This window comes from Dankookia sp. P2, assembly GCF_050632255.1.
Classification (GTDB): Bacteria; Pseudomonadota; Alphaproteobacteria; order Acetobacterales; family Acetobacteraceae; genus Paracraurococcus.
In genome coordinates, this window is record NZ_CP192581.1 from 2239124 (window position 1) to 2259649 (window position 20526).

23 protein-coding genes and 3 pseudogenes are annotated in these 20526 nt (G+C 71.1%); 13 read left to right on the forward strand and 13 right to left on the reverse strand.

All coding sequences use genetic code 11. The features are described 5' to 3' along the window. The first annotated feature begins 59 nt into the window (after nt 1-59). From mtnC to ACQ86J_RS13310, 3 genes and pseudogenes are all read left to right on the forward strand, one after another. Complete coding sequence (mtnC, locus tag ACQ86J_RS13300) at nt 60-737, forward strand: acireductone synthase (RefSeq protein ID WP_431271475.1); 678 nt, start codon at nt 60-62, stop codon at nt 735-737. Then, nucleotides 734-880: pseudogene (locus tag ACQ86J_RS13305) on the forward strand (hypothetical protein); the annotation flags it as partial. The gene mtnC and the pseudogene ACQ86J_RS13305, both read left to right, overlap by 4 nt. A gap of 118 nt (nt 881-998) precedes the next feature. After that, nucleotides 999-1334: a 2-oxo-4-hydroxy-4-carboxy-5-ureidoimidazoline decarboxylase gene (locus ACQ86J_RS13310; protein WP_431272393.1), complete on the forward strand. Its 336-nt coding sequence runs from the start codon at nt 999-1001 to the stop codon at nt 1332-1334. Nucleotides 1335-1369: 35 nt separating this feature from the next. On the opposite strand, the gene ACQ86J_RS13315 is transcribed toward ACQ86J_RS13310, so the two are convergent. Then, nucleotides 1370-2224, reverse strand: a complete 855-nt coding sequence (locus ACQ86J_RS13315) for an alpha/beta fold hydrolase (RefSeq protein WP_431271476.1) — start codon at nt 2222-2224, stop codon at nt 1370-1372. A gap of 240 nt (nt 2225-2464) precedes the next feature. Here ACQ86J_RS13315 and ACQ86J_RS13320 point away from each other — a divergent pair, with 240 nt between their 5' ends. Then, entirely contained in the window at nt 2465-3421 is a 957-nt protein-coding gene (locus ACQ86J_RS13320; RefSeq protein ID WP_431271477.1) for an alpha/beta hydrolase, read from the forward strand. A 137-nt stretch (nt 3422-3558) separates the two neighbouring features. Here the strand turns inward: ACQ86J_RS13320 and ACQ86J_RS13325 are convergent, their stop codons facing one another. Together ACQ86J_RS13325 and ACQ86J_RS13330 are read right to left on the reverse strand one after the other, a co-directional pair. Further along, the gene (locus tag ACQ86J_RS13325) at nt 3559-4047 is read right to left on the reverse strand and encodes a deaminase (RefSeq protein ID WP_431271478.1); all 489 of its coding nucleotides are present in this window, start codon (nt 4045-4047) and stop codon (nt 3559-3561) included. A gap of 16 nt (nt 4048-4063) precedes the next feature. After that, entirely contained in the window at nt 4064-5038 is a 975-nt protein-coding gene (locus ACQ86J_RS13330; RefSeq protein ID WP_431271479.1) for a Bug family tripartite tricarboxylate transporter substrate binding protein, read from the reverse strand. Between the two features lie 155 nt (nt 5039-5193). On the opposite strand from ACQ86J_RS13330, the gene corA reads away from it, so the two are divergent. The 3 genes from corA to ACQ86J_RS13345 all read left to right on the forward strand — a co-directional run bounded on the left by corA (nt 5194) and on the right by ACQ86J_RS13345 (nt 7251). Next, on the forward strand, nt 5194-6180 hold the full coding sequence (corA, locus tag ACQ86J_RS13335) for a magnesium/cobalt transporter CorA (RefSeq protein ID WP_431271480.1): 987 nt from the start codon (nt 5194-5196) through the stop codon (nt 6178-6180). 106 nt (nt 6181-6286) lie between these two features. Continuing rightward, nucleotides 6287-6448, forward strand: a complete 162-nt coding sequence (locus ACQ86J_RS13340) for a hypothetical protein (protein ID WP_431271481.1) — start codon at nt 6287-6289, stop codon at nt 6446-6448. Next, a complete protein-coding gene (locus ACQ86J_RS13345; RefSeq protein ID WP_431271482.1) occupies nt 6445-7251 on the forward strand; it encodes an acetamidase/formamidase family protein in 807 nt (268 codons plus the stop codon). Before ACQ86J_RS13340 ends, ACQ86J_RS13345 begins: the two co-directional genes overlap by 4 nt. A gap of 87 nt (nt 7252-7338) precedes the next feature. On the opposite strand, the gene ACQ86J_RS13350 is transcribed toward ACQ86J_RS13345, so the two are convergent. The 3 genes and pseudogenes from ACQ86J_RS13350 to ACQ86J_RS13360 form a co-directional block, all read right to left on the reverse strand. Further along, complete coding sequence (locus ACQ86J_RS13350; protein WP_431271483.1) at nt 7339-8409, reverse strand: SDR family oxidoreductase; 1071 nt, start codon at nt 8407-8409, stop codon at nt 7339-7341. A gap of 94 nt (nt 8410-8503) precedes the next feature. Beyond that, nucleotides 8504-9333, reverse strand: a pseudogene (locus tag ACQ86J_RS13355) (superoxide dismutase). After that, complete coding sequence (locus ACQ86J_RS13360) at nt 9302-10372, reverse strand: ABC transporter ATP-binding protein (protein ID WP_431271484.1); 1071 nt, start codon at nt 10370-10372, stop codon at nt 9302-9304. The pseudogene ACQ86J_RS13355 and the gene ACQ86J_RS13360 overlap by 32 nt, the downstream one beginning before the upstream one ends. A 159-nt stretch (nt 10373-10531) precedes the next feature. On the opposite strand from ACQ86J_RS13360, the gene ACQ86J_RS13365 reads away from it, so the two are divergent. From ACQ86J_RS13365 to ACQ86J_RS13385, 5 genes and pseudogenes are all read left to right on the forward strand, one after another. Next, complete coding sequence (locus tag ACQ86J_RS13365; protein ID WP_431271485.1) at nt 10532-10879, forward strand: hypothetical protein; 348 nt, start codon at nt 10532-10534, stop codon at nt 10877-10879. Between the two features lie 23 nt (nt 10880-10902). After that, entirely contained in the window at nt 10903-11331 is a 429-nt protein-coding gene (locus ACQ86J_RS13370) for a phage holin family protein (protein WP_431271486.1), read from the forward strand. A gap of 348 nt (nt 11332-11679) precedes the next feature. Continuing rightward, nucleotides 11680-13479 carry a histidine kinase famiy protein gene (locus tag ACQ86J_RS13375; protein WP_431271487.1) on the forward strand — a complete coding sequence of 600 codons (1800 nt, stop codon included), beginning with the start codon at nt 11680-11682 and terminating at the stop codon, nt 13477-13479. A gap of 215 nt (nt 13480-13694) precedes the next feature. Next, nucleotides 13695-14441: pseudogene (locus ACQ86J_RS13380) on the forward strand (enoyl-CoA hydratase/isomerase family protein); the annotation flags it as partial. A gap of 76 nt (nt 14442-14517) precedes the next feature. Next, the gene (locus ACQ86J_RS13385) at nt 14518-15084 is read left to right on the forward strand and encodes an acyl-CoA thioesterase (RefSeq protein WP_431271488.1); all 567 of its coding nucleotides are present in this window, start codon (nt 14518-14520) and stop codon (nt 15082-15084) included. Nucleotides 15085-15106: 22 nt separating this feature from the next. Here ACQ86J_RS13385 and ACQ86J_RS13390 read toward each other — a convergent pair whose 3' ends face one another. The 5 genes from ACQ86J_RS13390 to ACQ86J_RS13410 form a co-directional block, all read right to left on the reverse strand. Beyond that, nucleotides 15107-15313 carry a hypothetical protein gene (locus ACQ86J_RS13390; RefSeq protein WP_431271489.1) on the reverse strand — a complete coding sequence of 69 codons (207 nt, stop codon included), beginning with the start codon at nt 15311-15313 and terminating at the stop codon, nt 15107-15109. Nucleotides 15314-15449: 136 nt separating this feature from the next. Further along, the gene (locus tag ACQ86J_RS13395; RefSeq protein ID WP_431271490.1) at nt 15450-15590 is read right to left on the reverse strand and encodes a hypothetical protein; all 141 of its coding nucleotides are present in this window, start codon (nt 15588-15590) and stop codon (nt 15450-15452) included. Between the two features lie 140 nt (nt 15591-15730). After that, nucleotides 15731-16645, reverse strand: a complete 915-nt coding sequence (locus tag ACQ86J_RS13400; RefSeq protein ID WP_431271491.1) for an EamA family transporter — start codon at nt 16643-16645, stop codon at nt 15731-15733. A 53-nt stretch (nt 16646-16698) separates the two neighbouring features. After that, nucleotides 16699-17679: a Bug family tripartite tricarboxylate transporter substrate binding protein gene (locus ACQ86J_RS13405; protein ID WP_431272394.1), complete on the reverse strand. Its 981-nt coding sequence runs from the start codon at nt 17677-17679 to the stop codon at nt 16699-16701. Then, nucleotides 17679-18317 carry a Bug family tripartite tricarboxylate transporter substrate binding protein gene (locus ACQ86J_RS13410; RefSeq protein ID WP_431272395.1) on the reverse strand — a complete coding sequence of 213 codons (639 nt, stop codon included), beginning with the start codon at nt 18315-18317 and terminating at the stop codon, nt 17679-17681. The genes ACQ86J_RS13405 and ACQ86J_RS13410 overlap by 1 nt, the downstream gene beginning before the upstream one ends. Nucleotides 18318-18489: 172 nt before the next feature. Between ACQ86J_RS13410 and ACQ86J_RS13415 the strand changes: the two genes are divergently transcribed. Beyond that, nucleotides 18490-18744 carry a hypothetical protein gene (locus ACQ86J_RS13415; protein WP_431272828.1) on the forward strand — a complete coding sequence of 85 codons (255 nt, stop codon included), beginning with the start codon at nt 18490-18492 and terminating at the stop codon, nt 18742-18744. Between the two features lie 102 nt (nt 18745-18846). Here ACQ86J_RS13415 and ACQ86J_RS13420 read toward each other — a convergent pair whose 3' ends face one another. Together ACQ86J_RS13420 and ACQ86J_RS13425 are read right to left on the reverse strand one after the other, a co-directional pair. Further along, nucleotides 18847-19890, reverse strand: coding sequence for a DUF6817 domain-containing protein (locus ACQ86J_RS13420; RefSeq protein WP_431271492.1), 1044 nt, complete (start codon nt 19888-19890; stop codon nt 18847-18849). Then, complete coding sequence (locus ACQ86J_RS13425) at nt 19883-20356, reverse strand: L-2-amino-thiazoline-4-carboxylic acid hydrolase (protein WP_431271493.1); 474 nt, start codon at nt 20354-20356, stop codon at nt 19883-19885. The genes ACQ86J_RS13420 and ACQ86J_RS13425 overlap by 8 nt, the downstream gene beginning before the upstream one ends. Between the last annotated feature and the right edge of the window lie 170 nt (nt 20357-20526).

Genomic DNA, 20526 nt, shown 5'->3' on the forward strand with positions numbered 1-20526 from the left:
CCGATCAGTGAGCACCGCAGCGCAGCGAGGAGCGGAACCGTGAATCGGCCGCGCCTTCCATGAGGCCCAAGGCGGTCCTGCTGGATATAGAGGGCACCACCACCAGCATCGCCTTCGTCAAGGACCGGCTGTTTCCCTTCGCCGCCGAGGCGCTGGACGGCTTCCTCGCGGCACATGGGGCGGAGCCCGCAGTGGCCGCGATCCTGGCGGAGGTGCCGGGCGCGGAGAAGGCGGCGACGCTGCGCGGCTGGATGGATGCCGATGCCAAGGTGACGCCGCTGAAGGCGCTGCAGGGGCTGATCTGGGCCCAGGGCTATGCCGACGGGCGGCTCAAGGGGCATCTCTGGCCCGATGTCGCCGCCTGCCTGCGGGCCTGGGCAGCAGCGGGGGTGACGCTGGCCATCTACTCCTCCGGCTCGGTGGCGGCGCAGCGCGACCTGTTCGGCCATTCCGAGGCCGGCGACCTGGTGCCGCTCTTCGCCGGCTTCTTCGACACCCGGGTCGGGGCGAAGCGGGAGGCGGCGAGCTACACGGCGATTGCCGCCGCGCTCGGCCTGCCGCCGGGCGACATCCTGTTCCTGTCCGACGTGGCGGAGGAGCTGGACGCCGCCGCCGCGGCCGGGCTGGCCGCCTGCCAGCTGGTGCGCGCGGCGGATGGTACGGTCGCCTCCGGTCGCCACCCCGGGGCCACCGATTTCCCCGCCGTCGCCCACGCCTTCGGGCTGCCGGCGGCATGACTCGGGACGAATTCCTCGCCCGCTTCGGCAGCGTCTTCGAGAACCGGCCCGACCTCGCCGAGGCGGTCTGGGCGCTAGGCCCCGATTGCGGCTCGGCCGCGGCGCTGCATGCATCCTTCGCCGCGGTGCTGCACGGGCTGCACGGCGCGGCGCTGACCGAGTTCCTGAACGGCCATCCCGACCTCGCGGGGCGGCTGCTGGAGCAGGGGCGCGGTCACCGCGGACAGCGCGAAGGAGCAGGGCTCGGCCGGGCTGGATGCGCTGGACGCGGCGGCGCGGGCGCGCTTCCTGGCGCTGAACGAGGCCTATCGCACGCGCTTCGGCATTCCCTTCATCATGGCGGTGCGCGACCGCAGCGCGGCCGAGATCCTGGCCGGCTTCGAGGCGCGACTCGGCAACACGCCGGAGCAGGAGCGGGCCGAGGCGGTGCGGCAGATCGGGCGGATCCTGCTGCTGCGGCTGCAGGACAGATCTCGCGGGCTGAAGAGGAAGCAAGGTTGGGGAGGGAAAAAGGTATTCCCTCCCCAAGCCCCACCCTTCCCTTTTGTGAGGCGGCTCTCGCCGCGCTGCGAGCGCCAAACTCAGAGAAATAGATGAGGGGGTCCGGGGGAGAATACCTTCTCCCCGGCCTGTCACACCGGATGCGCCGCCAGGTGATCCAGCAGCAGCGCATTCACCCGCTCCGGCACCTGGTCCGCCGCATAGTGGCCGACCCCCGGCAGCTCGACGAAGCGGTAGGGCGCCTCGATGAAATCCGCCGTGCCCTCGGCTGCCATCCGCCCCACCGTGTCGTCGGCATCGCCCCAGATGAACAGCGTCGGCACCGTAATGCGGGGGATCGGCCGGTGCACCGTCCCGCGGGCGCGGTACCAGGCCAGCGCCGCCTCCAGCGCCGGGGCGTTGCCGAGGACGGCCAGGTGCTTCTCCGTCTGCCCCGGCGGGATGCCCTGCGCCCTGTGCCGCACCCGGAGCCAGGCGGCGTCGTCCGCCAGCAGCTTCGGCACGGCGTCGGGCTCAAGGAAGGCTTTGTGGTGGCGGGAGCGTGTGGGCTGCTCCGGGTCCTCGGCCAGTGCCCGGGCAAAGGCGCCGGGATGCGGGCGGGACAGCATGGTCAGCGACGCCAAGCGGTCCGGCCAATGCGCCGCGATCTCCCAGGAGAGACTTCCGCCCCAGTCATGCCCCACCAGGTGGAAGCGGCAGCCCGCCCCGCCCAGTGCATCGGCGATGTGCAGCGCATCCCGGATCAGCAGCTCGATGTCGTATTGCGCCCGGTCGTTCGGATCCGGCCGCGCGTTGGGCGAATAGCCGCGCTGGTTGGGCGCCGCGGCGAAATGGCCGGCGGCCGCCAGGGCCGGCACCTGCGCGTCGTAGAGGTGGCGGGAGACGGCGAAGCCGTGCAGCAGCAGGACCAGCGGCGCGGCGGGGTCGCCGGCGACCGAGACGTCGAAGACGAGGCCCGGCCCCGTCCGCACCTGCCGCGTCTCCATGCCGGTATCCTCCCTGAGGTTGCGGTGCGCCGCGGCGCCCGACCTGCCCGCCGGATCATAGGCGGCACGGGGCCGGAAGGCACCACCCCGGCACGCGGCGCGGCAGCATCGGGGTGGCGGCTACCGCCCGAGGATGATCCTGAATGGTTTGTTGAACCTGTCTCCGTTACAGGCCTAGCGTTCCCTCCGGGCGCCCCGCCGGATCGCCGAGGGGGCCAGCCCCACGGGGAGGAACAAGCGATGCGAACCGATGTCGCCTTCAGGACGACGGACGGCACGACGCTGCGTGGCTGGCACTACCTGCCGGACAGCGCCGGACAATTTCCCACCATCGTCATGGCGCACGGCTTCTCCGCGGTGAAGGAGATGTACCTCGACCGCTATGCCGAGGCCTTCGCCAAGGCGGGCTTCGCCTGCCTCGTCTACGACAACCGGAACTTCGGCGCCAGCGACGGCGAACCGCGGCAGGAGATCGACCCCTGGCAGCAGGTCCGCGACTATTCGGACGCGATCACCTTCGCCGCGGGCCGGCCGCAGACCGATGCGGCCCGCATCGGGGTCTGGGGGTCGAGCTACAGCGGCGCCCATGTGCTGGTCGTCTCGGCAATCGACCGGCGGGTGAAGTGCGTCGTCTCCCAGGTGCCGGCGATCAGCGGGTCGCAGGGCTTCCGCCGCTTCGTCCGGCCGGACTTCATGGGCGGGCTCGAAGCGCAGTTCCATGCCGATCGCGTCGCCCGGGCGGCGGGGGAGGCGCCGGCGATGCTGGCGGTTGTGGATGCCGACCCGATGGCGCCTTCCGCCCTGCCGACAGCGGATTCCTACGCCTGGTTCACCGAGACCGCCGCCAGCCGCGCCCCATCCTGGCGCAACGAGGTGACGCTACGCACCCTGGAATACGGGCTCGGCTACGAGCCGGGCAGCTATATCGGGCTGATCTCGCCGACGCCGCTGCTGCTCATCGTCGCGGTGAGGGACCAACTCGCGGTATCCGACCTGGCGATCGGCGCCTATGAGCGCGCCTACGAGCCGAAGCGGCTGGTCCTGCTGCCGGGCGGGCATTTCGACGCCTATGTCGGGGCGTTCGAGCAGTCCTCCGGGCCGGCGATCGAGTGGTTCCGCACGCATCTGCGGGGTGAGCCGGCCCGCGACCATCGCGGGCGGAAACGCCCGGGGCTTGGATCGCTGGCTCGACGATGACGGGACCGGCCTGGTGTCCCGATTCCGAAGTTCGCCGCCCATGGCGGCGTCCTTCGACGCGGGCCAGCCATTGTTGTCAGTGACCTGCTGGTCCACCTCGCTCGCAACCACTGGCTGCGAGTGAAGCGGGCGGGGCATCAGGCCGGCGCCCTGGCCCAGGCCTCGAGCACCGCAACCGCTTCCGCCACCAGCGCCTGGCGGGCGGGGATGCGGCCCTGGCCGATCGGCGCGCCGGCCTCCCGCCGCAGCGCCGCCACGTCGCCGCCGCGGCGCTTGTCGGCCGGCACCGCGGCCAGCGCGGCGGCGCTGTCGGCCAGCGAGGCGGCATAGGCGACCCGGCCGATGCCCGCGATCTGCATCGCCGCGACGCAGAGCGCACAGGGCTCGCAGGAGGAGAAAAGCGCGCAGCCCGAGAGGTCGAGCGTGGCGAGCCTGGCGCAGGCGTCGCGGATTGCCTCCGTCTCGCCATGCGAGGTCGGGTCGTGCCGGGCGCGGGAGCGATTGAACCCCTCCCCCACCACCTTGCCGTCCTTCACCACCACGGCGCCGAAGGGCTCGCTGCCCGGCGTCGCCGCGGCCTCGGCCGAAAGCGCGATGGCGCGGCGGAGAAAGGCCTCGTCATTCATCCCGCATTCCCGTCAGTCATTCCTGATGCCCATGGCCTTCACCATGCCGCCGACGCTGTCGATCTGCTCGCCGACGAAGCGGGTGAATCTCCGGCTGGGTCATGCTTCCGGGGACGATGCCGACGCTGGCCATCCGGTCCTGCACGGCCTGGGTCTGCATCGCCGCCGCAACCTCGGCATGCAGCCGCTCGACGATCGGCGCCGGCAGGACGGCGGGGGCCGAGAGGCCGAGCCAGTTCTGCGCCAGCAGCCCGGGCAGCCCGGCCTCGGCCACCGTCGGCACCTGCGGCACGCTGGCCGCCCGCGCCGGGGCGGTGACGGCATAGGCGCGCAGCCGCCCGGCGCGGATGTTCTCGACATTCTCCGGCAGCGTGTCGAAGGAGAGCAGGATCGACCCGCCGAGCAGGTCCGCCTGCATCGGCTGGCTGCCGCGATAGGGCGCATGGTTCAGCGGGATGCCGGTCTGCTGCGTGAACATGGTGCCGACCACATGGCCGACCGAGCCGGCGCCGGAGGTGCCGTAGGTCATCGGCTGCGGCTGGGCGCGCAGCCAGGCCATCAGCCCCTTGAGATCGGTCGCCGGGACCGAGAGGTTGGTCACCACCACCATCGGCGTCGCACCGATATAGGCGATATGGGTGAAGGAGGCCTGCGGGTCGTAGCCCGGCTTCGAATAGAGCGGCGGGGAAGTGACGATCGGCGCCGTGTTGCTCAGCATCAGGGTGTAGCCGTCGGCTGGCTGCTGCGCGACATGCAGGGCGGCCAGCGTCCCGCCGGCGCCCGGCTTGTTGTCCACCACCACCCGCTGGCCGAGCTTCGGGCCAAGCGCCTCGGCCAGCACGCGGGCGGCGATGTCGGAGGCCCCGCCGGGCGGGAAGACCACGACGATGCGGATGGGCTTGGCCGGCCAGGGATCCGCGGCGGCGGCCGGGCCGGGCTGCCCGAGGGCGAGGCAGAGGACTGCCCCGAAAAGCTGCAGCAGACGGCGCATGCGATGTACCTTTCCCCAGGAGCGTCGGGCTTCGCCGCGGAATCAGCAAGCCCCGGGCCAGCGGCGACCCCAGGAGCGAGCGATCCGGGGCCAGGGGTGACTCGGCCCCCTGCTGCGGCTAGACACGCCGGACCCGAGCGGCCGGGAGCACCCAGATGCTGACCACCTATACCGTCCAGAACGGCCATCTGCTGGTGCGCGAGGGTCCGCAGGACGCGGCGACGCTGCAGCGCGCGGTCTGGATCGACCTGCTAACCCCGACCCAGGCGGAGGAGGCCCAGGTGCAGGATGCCCTGCGCCTCGAGATTCCGACCCGCGAGGAGATGCAGGAGATCGAGAGCTCCTCCCGGCTCTACAAGGAAGGCGACGTGCTCTTCCTGACCGCGCCCTTCCTCTACGGGGTCGAGGGCGGCGAGCTCGGCTCGACCGCCATCACCTTCGTGCTCGGCACCAGCGCGCTGATCACCGTGCGCTACGCGACGCCCAAGGCCTTTGCGGTCTTCAGCGCCCGTTGCCAGCGGACGCCGGCGATGATGCTGGGTACGCCGGACGGGGTCATGCTGCACCTGTTCGAGCAGATCGTGGACCGCCTCGCCGACATCCTCGAGCGCATCGCCGCCGACATGGACCGCGCCAGCCAAGCCGCCTTCCGCACCGCCAAGGCCAAAGTGAAGGCGACCCGCAAGGATGCCGACCTGAAGGACGCGCTGATCACCCTTGGCCAGGTCGGGGAGGTGACGACACGGGCGACCGAAACGCTGCTCGGCCTGTCGCGCATCCTGACCTTCCTGACCGCCGAGAAGGCGATCGCCGTCCGGAAGGAGAACCAGACCCTGATCAAGTCGCTGGTGCGCGACGTGCGGTCGCTGGTCGAGCACGCGAACTTCCTGAACGGCAAGGCGAATTTCCTGCTCGACGCGGTGCTCGGCATCATCAATGTCGAGCAGAACGCCATCATCAAGACCTTCACAGTGGCCAGCGTTGCGCTGATGCCGCCGACCCTGATCGCCAGCATCTACGGGATGAACTTCGCCCGGATGCCGGAGCTGCAATGGGATCTCGGCTACCCGATGGCGCTCGGCCTCATGGTCGTCTCCGCCGTGCTGCCGATCGTCTATTTCCGCCGCAAGGGCTGGCTGTAACACCACTGGCGGGACCGCATGAGGGCCGGCACCGCTTGCCAGCCTGGCCCCCAGCTTGCATCCATGCGGGGCACTTCGATCGCCACGACCACTCCGGGGGACAGGCATGCCAGCCACGCACCATATCGAGCCGACCATTGCGAATGTCCGCTGGGGCGCCTTCGACGCCGCCTTCGCCCCGGTCAAGGAAGTGGACCCGGGCGACCTGGTGATCCTCGAATGCGTCTCCGGCGCGAAGGAGGTCATGCCCCCGCCGGCAGCGGCATGAAGATCCCGGAAAGGCTCGCCGCCATCCAGGCCGGCGGCGTGCCGAGGCTCGGGCCGCACATCCTGACCGGCCCGGTCGCGGTGAAGGGCGCCGAGCCGGGCGACGTGCTGCGCGTCGACATCGAGAAGATCGAGCTCGGCGCCGATTGGGGCTTCTGCGCCTTCCGGCCGCTGGTCGGCACCCTGCCGGAGGACTTCCCCTATGCCCGCGTCCTGCACATCCCGGTCGACAAGCAGGCGATGACCTGCAAGGTGCCGGTTGGCCCGGGCGTCACCATCCCGATGTCGCCCTTCTTCGGCGTCATGGGCGTGGCGCCGCCGCTGGAATGGGGCACGATCAGCACGAAGGAGCCGCGCGCGCATGGCGGCAACCTCGACAACAAGGAATGCGGCGAGGGCGCGACGCTGTTCCTGCCGGTCTTCGTCCCCGGCGCCAATTTCTCGGCCGGCGATGGGCATGGCGTGCAGGGCGATGGCGAGGTCTGCATCAACGCGCTCGAGATGTGCCTGACCGGCCACTTCCGCCTGTCCTTGGAGAAGGGCGGCGGCGCCCGCGACCCGATCCTGAAATACCCGCGGGCGGAGACGAAGACCCACTACATCAGCATGGGCATGCACGAGGATCTCGACGTCGCCATGAAGACGGCGCTGCGCGAGATGATCGCCTTCATCGTCTCGCGCTCCAACCTCTCGGCCGCGGACGCCTACCAGATCTGCAGCCTGGCTGTGGACTTCCACGTGACGCAGACGGTGAACGGCGAGAAGGGCGTGCACGGCATGCTGCGCAAGGGCCTGTTGTTCTGAGGCGGCTGCCGCCGCGCGGCGACTGTCAGACCCACAAGAATAGATGAGGGGGTCCGGGGGAGAATACCTTCTCCCCCGGCCTTCGCGCTACACGAAGCGCCGCACCTGCCGCCGCGCGTCGCGCACCAGGTGCCCGGGCCCCATCCGCCGCGCCGCACCGGCGCCCAGCACCAGCGCGCCGAGACCCGCCAGCACCGTCGCCGTCAGCGCCGGATGCAGCTGGGCTTCCAGGAACAGGCTGGTCTTGCGCACCGGCGCCACCGGCCGGGTCAGGCTCTTCTCCGTCCCGTCCTCGCGCGGCTGGTACAGGTTGTCGTAGCGCGACGCCTTCGGGCGCTTGTCGGTGACCTGCACGGGGTAGCCGATCGTCTCCAGCATCAGGTCGGTTGCGCGCGGGAAGAGTGCGCCCATCAGCGAGATGGCATGGCCGCCGAAGCCGACCACGATCTCCCGCTTGCGGTGCTCGCAGGCATGCAGGATGGCGCGGGCGACGAGATCGGGCTCGTAGGCCGGCGGCGGCACCCGCACGCCGGGGCTGTCCAGCAGGTTGCGCGCATGGTCTTGGAAGCCGGTCTCGATGCCGGAGGGCTTGATCAGCGTCACGCTAATCGGCCGCCCATCGCGTTCCAGTTCCATGCGCAGCGCGTCGGTGAACCCGCGCACCGCGTGCTTGCTGGCGGAATAGGTGCCCTGCAGGATCATCGCGCGGTCGGACAGCACGCTGCCGACATTGACGATCGCGCCACCGCGGCCACGCAGCGCCTTGGCCGCGATCAGCGAGCCATGCACCACGCCCCAATAGTTGGTGTCGAACAGTCGCTTCTGGTCCTCGACCGGCGTCTGCTCGAGCGTGCCGTAGACGCTGGTGCCGGCGTCGTTGACCCAGGAATCGAAGCCGCCGAAGACCTGCCGCGCCTTCTCCGCCGCCGCCTCCAGCGCCGCCCGGTCGCCGACATCGGCGACGGCGAAGTCGGCCCGGCCGCCGCGGGCGCGCAGCTCCTCGGCGACCTTCCGCAGTGCGTCCTCATTGCGGGAGATGAGGAAGACGCGGGCGCCGGCCCGCGCGGCGCGCCTAGCAGTGGCAAGGCCGATGCCGGAGCTCGCGCCGGTGATGACGATGCTCTGCTGCGACAGCGGCTTCAGCCGGATTTGCGGCATGGGGGAACCTCAAGCGTTCGGGGGTGCGGCATGAACCGCCACCCCCGGGCCCAGTTCCCGGCTTCTCCCCGGCCGATTCGGCGGCTGGCGCGGCTCAGACCTTCAGCGTCCCCGCCTGCGCCGCCGCGTAGCGCTGCGCCACGGCATCCCAATTCACCACGTTCCACCAGGCCTTGGTGTATTCGGCGCGGCGGTTCTGGTAGCGCAGGTAGTAGGCGTGCTCCCAGACATCGTTGCCCAGCAGGACGCGCCCCCCTCCATCAGCGGGGTGTCCTGGTTAGGCTTCTGTACCACCGCCAGCTTGCCTTCCCGCGTCACCGTCACGAAGGCCCAGCCGGAGCCGAATTGGGTGTTCCCGGCGCGCTCCACCGTGGCGCGGAAGGCGTCCCAGCCGCCAAGGTCGCGCTCGATCGCCGCCAGCAGCGGGCCGCTGGGCTGGCCACCCTTGCCGCCCATCACGCCCCAGAACATCGTGTGGTTCGCATGACCGCCGCCATTGTTGCGGACCGTCGTGCGGATGCCCTCGGGCAACTCGGCCAGCTTCGCCAGCAGTTCCTCGACCGGCATGGCGTGCAGCGCGCTATGGTCCTTCACCGCGGCATTCAGGTTGCTCACATAGGCCGCGTGGTGCAGGTCGTGGTGGATCTGCATGGTGCGGGCGTCGATCGCCGCCTCGTTCGCCTCCGGCGCATAGGGCAGCGGCGGCAGGGTGAAGGGGCCGGTCGGCGCGGCGGGCGCGGCTGCCTGGGCAAAGACGCGGCGCGGGGCTGAGGCCAGCAGCGCGGCGCCGCCGAGCAGCAGGCCACGGCGATGGGTGGATAACGTCACTGGCGATCTCCCGGGTTGTTGCGGCGGAGATGGTAGCGGCAATCGCCGCACCAAGGGCCAACGCCTATCGCAGCGCGCGGAAGGCGAAGGCGGCATAGGGATCCCAAGCGACCGAGGCCGGGCCGCCCACCCGCGGCACCCGGCTGCCGGCCGGCCGCTTCGCCACCAGCACCCCGCCTCGGCCGAGCTCGAGCAGCAGCCGCACATGGTCGCCGAGGAAGATCGCGTCGCACAGCGCCGCTTCCAGCGCGCCCTCCCCCATCTCCTCGGCGCGCATGGCCGCCACCGCCACGCGTTCCGGGCGGATCGCCACGATACAGCGGCTGCCGGGGCCGGCGGCATCGGCGCGGCGGGCCCAGAGCTCCGGCCCGCAATCGAGGCGGACCTGGCATTCGTCCTCCTCCAGCGCCATGACCGTGCCGGGCAGCCGGTTGTTCTCCCCCAGCAGCCCGGCGACGAAGCCGGTCGCGGGGTCGTCGTAGACCTGCTGCGGCGTGCCCTGCTGCACCACCTCTCCCGCCTCCAGCACCACCAGATGGTCGGCCAGCAGCATCGCCTCGGCCGGCTCTCGCGTCGCCAGCACGGTGGTCAGGCCGATGCGGCGGAACAGCGCCCGCCATTCCAGCGCCAGACGCTGCCGGGTGGCGTGGTCGAGGCCCTCGAGCGGCTCGTCCAGCAGCAGCACCGCGGGCTGTGGCGCCAGCGCCCGGGCCAGCGCCAGCCGGCGCCGCGGCACCGGGCCGAGGTCGCCGAGCCGCGTCGCCTCCTGCCCGTCCAGGCCAAGCTGGACCAGCGCGCGGGCGACATGCGCGGCGCGCCGGTCCCCGGCCAGGCCCAGCACCGGCTCCGTCACCAGGCGTTCGACCGTGCGGCTGGCGGGCATGGCATCAACCGGCTGGAAGAGGCCGAAGCCGCGCCAGCCGGCCGGCTGCCGGTCGAGCTCCGCGTCCTCCAGCAGCACGCGGCCCTGGTCGGGTGAGGCCAGCCCGGCCAGAAGCCGCAGCACCGCCCCCTGGCCCGCGCCCGGCGGGCCGAGCAGCACCGTGCAGCCGTCGCGCGGCACGACCAGGTCGATGCCGAGCAAGCCAAGCCCCGGCTTGCGCACGGCCTCGAAGCGCAGCAGCGGCGCGTCCATGCCGACTCCCCGGTTGTGGCAGCGCAGGCTCGGCAGCCATCCGCCGCGTGTCAACGCAGGGGTCATCGCCGGCCAGGGCCAGAGGCGGAACCAATCGTGGAACCTCGGAGGCCGTGCTGGCGTTCCCTCAGCAAGTTACCGCAACGGAAGGAGCACGCCATGAGCGCCGCCAATGATTTCTCGAACGACGCCCGCAACCTGAAGAACCAGGCCGAGGCTTCCGCCACCCGCGTCGGCGACGACGCCAAGGAAGAGCTGGCCAAGCTGCGCGCCCAGGTCGAGCGGCTGATGGAGGAGCGCGTGACCCCGGCCCTGGCCGGTGCCGCCGATCAGGTGCAGGACTATGCCACCCGCGCCCGCGAGACCATCGAGGACCAGGCCGACGCGATCTCCGACACGGTGCGGGAGCGCCCGCTGACCGCCGTCGCCGTCGCCGCCGCGGCTGGCTACCTGATCGGCCGGTTGATGGGCGGCAACACCTACGTCTACCCGCGCGACCGCCACTGAGCGCGGAGGCGTAGCGCATGCGCATGTTCCAACTTCTCCGCCTGGCAGCCCAGGCGGAGGCGCTGCGCTGGAAGCGGACCGGCCGGGGCTACGCCATCCAGGCAGGCCTCGGCGCGGCCGCGGCCATCTTCTTCCTGTTGCTGCTGGTGATGCTGCATGTCGCGGCGCTGATCTGGCTGGCACGCGGGCGTGACCCGGCGGTCGCTGCGCTGATCGTCGCCGGCGTGGACCTGGTGCTGGTCGCGCTGCTGGGCTGGTTGGCGGCTCGCCATGCGGAGGACCCCGTCGCGGTCGAGGCAACCCGGGTGCGCGACGACGCGCTGCGGCAGGTCGGCGACACGACGGCGCGGGCGGCCATGGTCATGCCGCTGCTGCGCAGCCAGTCGGCCAAGAAGGGGCTGATTGGCGCGGCGCTGACCGCCGCGGTAGTTGGGCTGATCGCCCGGCGGTAGGGTTACTCCGGGCCGGGCTGGCCGGCCCGGCCCGACCGATTCCGCCAGATTGGTATCCCGCCGGCCATAGCGCCAACCGTCAAATCCGTGCGGCTACTTGGCGGGTCCGGCCGACGGGAATCCTTGACCTTTGGACTTCGGCGCTGCCCCGGGTAGCGGCAGCTCCGCCGTCGGCTGTTGTCTGGAAAGCAGGTCCACCCTCCCGGGCGTTCACGCCCGTTCGCAATGTGCTCCAGCCGAACATTCCATAGAAAATCATTCGCAGGAAACTTTTTCCACCGCTCACGGTTGTGGTTTCCGCGGTGGATACAACCTGTCCTCGCAACCTTGGCAGGGGAGAGGATAGGGATGCGCGAGGATTCGGACCCGGCGCGCGATGCCGCAATTCAACGTCTTGCAGATCGGTCCGATCGGGACAGCAAGGACTTGTTGCGTGACGCGGAGGCGGCGGCCCGAGCCGTCGGTCAGGGACAAAGCCGCGGCGTCCCGGCCGCGGCGCGGCACGAGAATGTCGGCACCAGCCCCACGGGCGGTCCAGGCGTCAACCACTGGCAGGAAGCTCAGATCACGCGCTCCGGTCTCGACGACCGTGGCAATGTCTTCTTCGCCGCCGTCGAGATGACGCGCATGCCGATGATCGTCACCGATCCCAACCAGCCCGACAACCCGGTGGTCTTTGCCAACGGCGCATTCCTCGACCTCACCGGATTCAACCGGGATGAGATTTACGGGCTGAACTGCCGCTTCCTGCAAGGCGTGCTGACCAGCCAGGACACGATCCGGCAGGTACGTGAGGCGATCCGGGAGCATCGGCCCTTTGCGGCCGAGATCCTGAACTACCGCAAGGATGGCACCTCCTTCTGGAACGCCCTGTTCATCGGGCCAATCTTCGATGCCGACGGCAAGCTGCTCTACTTCTTCGCCTCCCAGCTTGACGTCACGCGCCGGCGCAATTCCGAGGACGCTTTCCGCCAGTCGCAGAAGATGGAGGCCATCGGCCAGCTCACCGCCGGGCTCGCGCACGACTTCAACAACGCATTGCAGGTCATCCTCGGCAACCTGAAGCGGCTGCAGTCTCATGCCGAAGATCCAGCGCAGGTCGCCCGCGCGGCGGACCGCGCCAGCCGCGCCGGCGAGCAGGCCGCGAAGCTGACCAAGCAGCTCGTCACCTTTGCCCGCAAGACGCGGCTGGAGCCGCGGGCGGTCCAGCTCGACGAAGTGGTCGCGGAGTTTGCCGAGATGCTGTCGCGCACGCTCGGTGGCGAGATCATCATCACCTTCGACGCCGCGCCCGACCTGCCGCCCTGCGTCCTCGACCCGGTGCATGCGGAAATGGCGCTGCTGAACATTCTGGCGAATGCGCGTGACGCGATGCCCGATGGCGGCCGCGCCATCGTACGCACGGCCACGGTCGATCTCGACGAGGCAGCGATCCTCGCCGGTGGGGACGGGCTGAAGCCGGGCCGCTACATAATGCTTTCGGTGGAGGACAACGGCCCTGGCATGTCGCCCGAGGTGCTGAGCCGCGCGGCCGAGCCCTTCTTCACCACGCGCAAGGGCCAGGGCACCGGGCTTGGCTTGGCCATGGTGCACGGCTTCGCCCGGCAATCCGGTGGGCGACTCGAGATCAGCAGCGAACTTGGTGCCGGCACCACCGTATCCATGCTCTTTCCGGTCGCCACGGACGGGAACGCACCGCCACCGCAGCCGGCCTGGTCTGAACCCGTGCTGGACCCCCGGGGCGGCGCCGAGACGATCCTCGTCGTCGAGGACAATGACGACGTCCTCGACCTCGCGGTTCATCACCTCATGGGCCGCGGCTACCGCGTGCTCGCGGCGCGTAGCGGCGAGGAGGCGTTGCGGGTCCTGGGCGAGTCCGGAGGACGTGTCGACCTGTTGTTCAGCGACATTGTCATGCCCGGCGGAATCAACGGCCTGGTCCTGGCGGAACGAGCCCGCGCCATGGTTCCCGGCCTGAGGGTCCTGCTGACGACGGGGTACAACGAAGACCTCGTGCGGGCACGGTCCCCGGGCCAGGAATCGGTGCTGGGCAAGCCCTATCGGGAGACCGAGCTGGCGGCCCGGGTCAGGCTGGCGCTGAACCGCCCGAACGGGCAGCCGGCGCCGGGGAGCACGCACGAGGGCTGAAGTCGGCCCGCATCAGTGCTCGTGCGCGTCTTCATCCCCACGCGCCGGTGCCGCGGTGGCAAGCCACCCCGCGGCAGTCCGGGGCGGGCGGGTTGCTGTTCGGGAGTCGACGGGCTACCCGATGCCCCCGGGACGAGATCCAGGAGCGCCGTGTGAGCGAAACCGCAGAACCGACCGTGCTGACCCGGCGCGAGGGTGCCGCCGGCACGCTGCTGATGAACCGGCCGAAGACGCTCAACGCGCTCGACCTCGCCATGATCCGCGACTTCCAGGCGGCCATCGACGCCTGGAAGGGCGACTCGGCGGTGAGGCTCGTCATCCTCGAAGGCGCCGGTGGCAAGGCCTTCTGCGCCGGCGGCGACGTGCGGCGGATCCGCGAGCTAGCGATCGCCGGCGAGGCCGCGGCGATCGAGGCCTTCTTCGCCGAGGAATATGCCGTCAACCGCGGCATCGCCACCTTCGGCAAGCCCTGGGTCTCCCTTATCGACGGCTTCTGCATGGGCGGCGGCATCGGGCTTTCGGTGCATGGCGCGCCGGTCGTCGTGACCGAATCCGCGATGCTGGCCATGCCGGAGACGGCGATCGCACTGTTTCCTGATGTCGGCACCTCCTATGTCCTGCCACGGCTGCCGGGCGCCATCGGCACCTGGCTGGCGCTGACCGGCACGCGGCTGCGCGGCGGCGATTCGGTGCATGCCGGCCTCGCCACGCATTACGTGCCCAAGGCGAAGCTGCCGGCGATGCGGGAGGCGCTGCTCGGAGGCGATGTCGCGGTGATGGAACGCTTCGCCGAGCCGGCGCCGGGCCCCAGCTTCGCGCCGCACCGTGCCGCCATCGACCGCTGCTTCGGCCTCGATTCCATGCCGGCGATACTGGCGGCACTGGAAGCGGAGGACAGCGACTGGGCGCGCGAGCAGGCGGCGATCCTGCGGCGGATGTCGCCCACCTCGCTCTGCGTCTCGCTCGCGCTGATCCGCCGCGGCGCCCGCGCCACGCTGGACGAGTGCCTGGAGATGGAAGCTGGCGCTCGGCCGCAGCGTGGTGAACGGCCACCCCGACTTCCGCGAGGGCGTGCGCAGCGTTGCTGGTGGACAAGGACGGCAAGCCCAGCTGGACGCCGGCGACGATCGAGGAGGTGGAGCCGGTGGCCATCACCGCGCTCTTCGCGGGATGACTGCGTCCGAGGACCCGAGGGGCGAAGGCCCCGCAGGTCTGGATCAGCCGCCAGACGGCCCGCGCGGCGAGTTGGCGATCCGCACGCTCGCCATGCCGGCCGACACCAACCCGGCCGGCGACATCTTCGGCGGCTGGATCATGTCGCAGATGGACGTGGCCGGCGGCATCGGCGCCGTCGCCCACGCCAATGGCCGCGTGGTGACCGTCTCCTGCACCGACATGGCCTTCCTGAAGCCGGTGAAGGTGGGCGACGTGGTCTGCGTCTATTGCGACCTCGCGCGGATCGGCCGTACCTCGCTCACCCTGCATGTCGAGGCCTGGGCGCTGCGCCAGGGCCAAGGCGAGCGGATCAAGGTGACCTCGGCCGACTTCACCTATGTCGCGCTGGACGGGGACGGCAGGCCGCGGCCGGTACGTGCCGCCCCCTGAGCCGCAGCCGCGCCGCGGCCGCCTACTCCGCCGAGGCGAGCACCTGCTGCGCGGTGCGTGTCGCGCGCTCCGCTGCCGGCGCGCGGCCCTGGCGCAGCGCGGCCCGCGCCTCGGCCAGCGGCGTCAGCGCCTGCTGCGGCACCGGCTCCCCGGCCGCCTTGGCGTTCAGCAGCTCGGTCTGCGCCTCGCCCAGCTCGGCCTCGGCCTGCTTCATCTTTCGCGCTGTCATGTCGGCCTCGGCCTGGCGCAGCAACGCATCGACGTCGCGCAGCGCGGCCTTCCTTGCCGGTGGGGCAGCGGGGGCGCCGCGGCCACCGCTGGGGCGGCGGGCGCAGCGGCGGGCGGCGCAGCCAGCCCGTAGAGCTTCATCTCGGGATTCTCGTTGCCCGGCCGTTGCAGCCCGGGGTCTTGCGCGACCCGCCGGGGATGGTGGAACCATCCTCGGCCAGGGCCGGGGCGGCGATCAGGGTGATAGCCAAGGCGGTGGTCAGGCGTGCAAGCCGCATGGATCCGTCCTCCTCATCGGCAAGGCGACCGCAGGTCGCGGTCGCTCCCGACGTAACGAGGCAGGCGGCGGATCGACATGGACCGGTTCCAACCCGGCGGTGAAGCCTGCGTTATGCCGCCTCCGTCACGACGCCCGACTTCAGCGCCCGACCAGCACCAGCACCACCCCCGCCACCACGACGCAGACGCCGATGACCTCGGCGGCGGAGGGCTTCTCCTTCAGGTAGAAGCGGCTGAACAGCAGGGTGAAGATGATCTCCACCTGCCCCACCGCCCGCACCAATGCGACGGGGGCGAGCGCGAAGGCGGTGAACCAGCAGGCCGAGCCGCAGGCCGAGAGCGCGCCGACCTGGGCGCTGGTCCGCCAGGTGGTGATCACCGCGCGGGCCTGGTCCGGCTCCCGCGCCAGCAGCCAGCCGCCCTGCATCATGGTCTGCAGGACATTGGCCACCACCAGCGTCACCAGGGCGCGCAGGATCGGGTCCTCCCCCGGCAGCGCCTGGTTCGCCGCCTTCACCAGCACGCTGGTCAGGGCGAAGAAGAACCCGGCCGAAAGGCCGCAAAGCGCCGCCGGCTGCACCGTGGCGCGCAGCACCTCCGCGAAGGATCGCGCCTTGCCGGCCAGCGAGAGCCAGAGCACGCCGCTGACCCCGACCGCGATGCCGAGCCAGGCGATGGTGGAGATCCGCTCGCCCAGCAGGACCAGCGCCAGGATCGCGCCCTGCACCGCCTCGGTCTTCGCATAGGCCGTGCCGACGGCGAAGCCGCGATGGCCGAAGGACATGATGAGCAGGTTGGTGCCGAGGATCTGGCCGAGGCCACCGGCCGCGGCGAGCGCGAGGAAGGCAAGGTTCGGCGCCGGCACGGTGCCGCCGAACAGCAGCAAATAGAGCGCGAGGATCAGCGCGCCGACCGGCACGCCATAGAGGTAGCGCACCACCGCCGCGGCGTTGACGGAGAGCTGGCCGCGCAGCTTCTGCTGCATCGCGGTGCGCCAGGTCTGGAAGAGCGCGGCGGCCAGGGTGACCGGCAGCCAGAGGGGCGAGAGGATCATTCCCATCCAGGCTGCGGCCCGCCCGGCATGACGTCAACCGCGCGCGCCGCGGCTCAGCTCGCGTCGAGCTGCAGCCCCTCCTTACGGATCACCACCCGCCACTTCTCCGTCTCGGCCTGGACCCAGGCGGCGAATTCCGCGGGCGAGAGGCGGAGCGGCAGGCCGCCGAGCTGGGCGAAGCGCTGCTTCGTCTCCGGCAGGTCGAGCAGCGCGTTGATCTCGGCATTGACCGAGCGGACGATCTCCGGCGGCAGGCCGGCCGGGCCGAACAGGCCGAACCAGGTGTTCACCTCGAACCGCGCCAGCTCCGGCAGCGTCTCGCGCGCGGCGGGGACATCGGGCAGCTCGGCATTGCGCTCGCCGCCGGTGACCGCGAGGGCGCGCAGGCGGCCAGCGCGGATATGCTCGATCACCCCGGTCAGGTTGTCGATCATGAAGCCGACATTGCCGGCCAGCAGCTCGACCTGCGCCGGGGCGGAGCCGCGGAACGGCACGTGGATCGCCTCCGCCCGCAGCAGCTGCAGCAGCCAGACCGGGGTCAGGTGCGTCGATTGCCCGACGCCGGTCGAGGCATAGCTGATCCGCCCCGGGCTGGCGCGCAGCCAAGCGACGAATTCCGTCATGCTGCGCAGCGGCGTATTGGCGTTCACCACCAGCACGTTGGGGCCGCGGATCTGCCCGGCGATCGGGGTGAGCTGCCCGGCATGGTAGGGCAGGTTGCGGAACAGCGAATAGGCGATGGCCTGCGGCCCGATATTGCCGGACAGCAGCGTCAGCCCGTCCGGCTTCGCCCGCACCGCTTCCAGCGTGCCGATGGTGCCGCCGGCGCCGGTTCGGTTGTCCGCCACCACCGGCGTGCCCCAGCGCGCCTGCAGGTACTGGGCGGAGATCCGGCCCATGATGTCGGTGGTGCCGCCCGCCGCCGCAGGCACGATGATGCGGACCTGCTGGCCGGGGCGCCAGGCCTGCCCACGGGCGGCGGAGGCCAGCAGCAGCGCAGGCGCGGCGAGCGCGGCCCGGCGGGAGGCAGCCATCAGCCGAGGTCCATCTGCAGGCCTTCCTTGCGGATCACTTCGCCCCATTTCTCCACCTCGTTGGCGACGAAGGCGGCGAACTGCTCCGGCGTGCCATAGAGCGAGACGCCGCCCATCTCGCGCCAGCGCGCCTTCACCGCGTCGGTCTCGTGCCAGGCCTTCATGGCGGCGTTGATGCTGTCCACCACCGGCCGCGGCGTCGCCGCTGGGGCGAAGATGCCGAACCAGGTATTCACGTCGAACTTCGCCAGCTCCGGCATCGTCTCCCGCGCCGCCGGCACGTCGGGCAGCTGCGGGTTGCGGTCGGCGCTGCTGACCGCCAGCGCCCGCACCCGGCCGCCCTGGATCTGGCTGATGCCGCTGGTCAGGTTGTCCCACATGTACTGGATGTTGCCGGCGACCAGTTCCGTCGCCGCCGGGCCGGCGCCACGGAAGGGCACGTGGATCGCCTCGGTCCCCGTCGCCTGGTTGAACCAGACGCCGGTGAGGTGCGGGCTCTGGCCGACGCCGGGGGAGCCGAAGCTGAGCTTGCCGGGGTTCTTCTTCAGGTAGGCCACCAGCTCCGGCACCGTATTGGCAGGGACGGAGGGGTGCACCACCAGCACGTTCGGCCCGCGCACCGTGCCGCAGATCGGCACCAGGGCGTCCTTCGGGTAGGGGCAGGGTGCGGTAGAGCGAGAGCCCGATCGCCTGCGGCCCGATATTGCCGAGCAGGAGCGTGAGGCCATCCGGCGCGGCCCGCACCACCTCGGCGGTGCCGATGACGCCGCCGGCGCCGGAGCGGTTGTCCACCACGCAATTCTGGCCGTAATGCTGCTGCAGGAAGGGGGCCAGCAGCCGGGCGCTGATATCGGCGGTGCCGCCCGGGGCGGCCGGGACGACGATGCGGATGGGCTGGCTTGGCTTCCAGTCCTGCGCGCGGGCGATGGCAGGCACAGCAAGCGGCAGGACGAGCGCGGCGCGGCGCGTCAGGCGGATCATTGGCGTTTCCCCGGGAAGTCTGGTCGTTCCGCGCAAGATGGCGCGGAAGGCCGCCTGGGAAAAGGCCAGGGCCGCGCCGTCTGATCATCGGCCGGGCAGCCGATGGCGGCCCGCGCCGCGACGGAAGTGGCATGCCCTGCGCCGGCAGGTCACGCGGCCGGCGTCACCCCACCAGACCCAGGCCGTTCAGCCCGGAGAGGCTCTCCGGCCAGCGCTTCGCCTCGGCCGATTGCAGCAGGATGCGGGCCCAGGCGACCCAGCCGGACCAGGCAATGCGCTTGTCCCAGGCCACCCCCAATCCTGCAGCAGGTCCAGCCCGGCCCGCGCATGGTCCTCCGCCATTCCCCAGTCGCCCGCGGTCAGCGCAGGCTGCGCCAGCATCAGGCGGGGCTCCGCCACATAGGGGTTGTGGCGGATGCAGGTGGTCAGCGCCCGGTGGGTCGGGCCGAGCCCGGCCATCGGCAGGCCGCGCGTCATCGCCTGCCAGTACAGCGTCGCGGCGGCCATCTCGTCCTCCGGCTCCAGCACCGCGGTGCAGCGGGCGAAGACCGGCGGCGTCGGCAGGCCCCATTCCTCCGGCAGGTCGGCCAGCACGCGGCCGAGCCGGGACAGCATCGACAGCGCCGAGGTGGTCGGCTTCAGCGGGCCGGGCCAGAGGCTTGCCGCCCAGTTCTCCCGCAGCGGCCGCGCCCGCTGGAAGGGGAAGCCGGCGAAGACCTCATCCTGCCAGGAATGCCATTGCTCCGCGATGTCGGCGATGGTGGCGATGGCGAAGACCGCGACGTCACGGGCCGAGAGCATGATGTCGGGCGCATCCTTGCGCTCCAGCACCATGCCCTCCTCCGGCAGGTCGTCCTCCTCCAGCAGGCGCTGGGTGAACAGGGTGCGGGGCATGGTGCAGAAGGTGTGGATCAGCCGCTCGGCCTCCGGCCCCAGCGCCGCGTTCAGCTCGGCCCGGTTGCCGCCGGCGTCGAACAGCTTCAGGTCGACATATTCGTTTGAATAGACGCTGTGGAACAGGCCGAGCAGCCGCAGCTCGCGCGGCTGGTCCCAGAGGGTCAGGGTGCGGCAGACGCCCAGCAGGTGGTCCTTGAAGGTGCCGGCCTTGTGCCAGTCCTCCCCGGCGCTGCGGGCGAACAGCATCTCGAGCAGGGCAGGCAGCTCGGGGTCGACCCGGGCCCAGTCATCGGCCAGCAGCGGGCGCAACTTGGGGTGCAGGCGCTCAGGCATCGGGGGCCGCCTCCATCCGATAGCGGAAGTCGCAATGGCCGGCGCCGCCCATCAGGGTCTGGGTCCGGGTCAGCTTCAGGCGCGGGTCGTAGCCCTCGCAGAAGGCACCGTCGCGGTTGCAGGACAGCACGGCGCCGAGCTCGGCGAGGCCCATCTCACGGTACGTCTCGGCATAGCGGCAGCGGGTGACGTTGAACTCGAAGCGGGTCGCGTCGCGCGCCACGGGCTCGATCCGCAGCGCATCGTCGCGGGTCCAGCGCTCCTGGATGGATTCGAAATGGTCGAGGCTTGGCCCGGCCGGCGCCTCGGCCGCCATGGCGCCGGCGGCCTGCTTCGCCAGCTTGACCACGGCGCGGGTCAGGATCGCCCTGGCGCGGTCCTCGCCCAGTTCCGCCGCCATTTCCTCATAGACCCCCTTGGCGAAGGCGGCCTCGATCCGCCGCTGCTGCAGGATACCGATCTCCATGGACGTCCCCTCCCCGACCGCGCCCAGGCTATCGCCGGCGGGCCCCTGGGAAACCGGGCCGGGCCGATTGAGCTGAATCATGGCGCACAGCCCGCTCTCGGCGTTTCGCTAGACTGGAGACAGGCCTCGCCGCAGCACAGGGTTGCGGTTCCTTCATTGGGTTTTTGCGG

Bases quoted from the DNA above. Each gene is read 5' to 3' on its own strand.
- mtnC (WP_431271475.1), top strand. From the start codon at position 60: ATGAGGCCCAAGGCGGTCCTGCTGGATATAGAGGGCACCACCACCAGC.
- ACQ86J_RS13315 (WP_431271476.1), bottom strand. From the start codon at position 2,224: ATGGAGACGCGGCAGGTGCGGACGGGGCCGGGCCTCGTCTTCGACGTC.
- ACQ86J_RS13320 (WP_431271477.1), top strand. From the start codon at position 2,465: ATGCGAACCGATGTCGCCTTCAGGACGACGGACGGCACGACGCTGCGT.
- ACQ86J_RS13325 (WP_431271478.1), bottom strand. From the start codon at position 4,047: ATGAATGACGAGGCCTTTCTCCGCCGCGCCATCGCGCTTTCGGCCGAG.
- ACQ86J_RS13330 (WP_431271479.1), bottom strand. From the start codon at position 5,038: ATGCGCCGTCTGCTGCAGCTTTTCGGGGCAGTCCTCTGCCTCGCCCTC.
- corA (WP_431271480.1), top strand. From the start codon at position 5,194: ATGCTGACCACCTATACCGTCCAGAACGGCCATCTGCTGGTGCGCGAG.
- ACQ86J_RS13340 (WP_431271481.1), top strand. From the start codon at position 6,287: ATGCCAGCCACGCACCATATCGAGCCGACCATTGCGAATGTCCGCTGG.
- ACQ86J_RS13345 (WP_431271482.1), top strand. From the start codon at position 6,445: ATGAAGATCCCGGAAAGGCTCGCCGCCATCCAGGCCGGCGGCGTGCCG.
- ACQ86J_RS13350 (WP_431271483.1), bottom strand. From the start codon at position 8,409: ATGCCGCAAATCCGGCTGAAGCCGCTGTCGCAGCAGAGCATCGTCATC.
- ACQ86J_RS13360 (WP_431271484.1), bottom strand. From the start codon at position 10,372: ATGGACGCGCCGCTGCTGCGCTTCGAGGCCGTGCGCAAGCCGGGGCTT.
- ACQ86J_RS13365 (WP_431271485.1), top strand. From the start codon at position 10,532: ATGAGCGCCGCCAATGATTTCTCGAACGACGCCCGCAACCTGAAGAAC.
- ACQ86J_RS13370 (WP_431271486.1), top strand. From the start codon at position 10,903: ATGTTCCAACTTCTCCGCCTGGCAGCCCAGGCGGAGGCGCTGCGCTGG.
- ACQ86J_RS13375 (WP_431271487.1), top strand. From the start codon at position 11,680: ATGCGCGAGGATTCGGACCCGGCGCGCGATGCCGCAATTCAACGTCTT.
- ACQ86J_RS13390 (WP_431271489.1), bottom strand. From the start codon at position 15,313: ATGACAGCGCGAAAGATGAAGCAGGCCGAGGCCGAGCTGGGCGAGGCG.
- ACQ86J_RS13395 (WP_431271490.1), bottom strand. From the start codon at position 15,590: ATGCGGCTTGCACGCCTGACCACCGCCTTGGCTATCACCCTGATCGCC.
- ACQ86J_RS13400 (WP_431271491.1), bottom strand. From the start codon at position 16,645: ATGATCCTCTCGCCCCTCTGGCTGCCGGTCACCCTGGCCGCCGCGCTC.
- ACQ86J_RS13405 (WP_431272394.1), bottom strand. From the start codon at position 17,679: ATGGCTGCCTCCCGCCGGGCCGCGCTCGCCGCGCCTGCGCTGCTGCTG.
- ACQ86J_RS13415 (WP_431272828.1), top strand. From the start codon at position 18,490: ATGCTGCTGCAGGAAGGGGGCCAGCAGCCGGGCGCTGATATCGGCGGT.
- ACQ86J_RS13420 (WP_431271492.1), bottom strand. From the start codon at position 19,890: ATGCCTGAGCGCCTGCACCCCAAGTTGCGCCCGCTGCTGGCCGATGAC.
- ACQ86J_RS13425 (WP_431271493.1), bottom strand. From the start codon at position 20,356: ATGGAGATCGGTATCCTGCAGCAGCGGCGGATCGAGGCCGCCTTCGCC.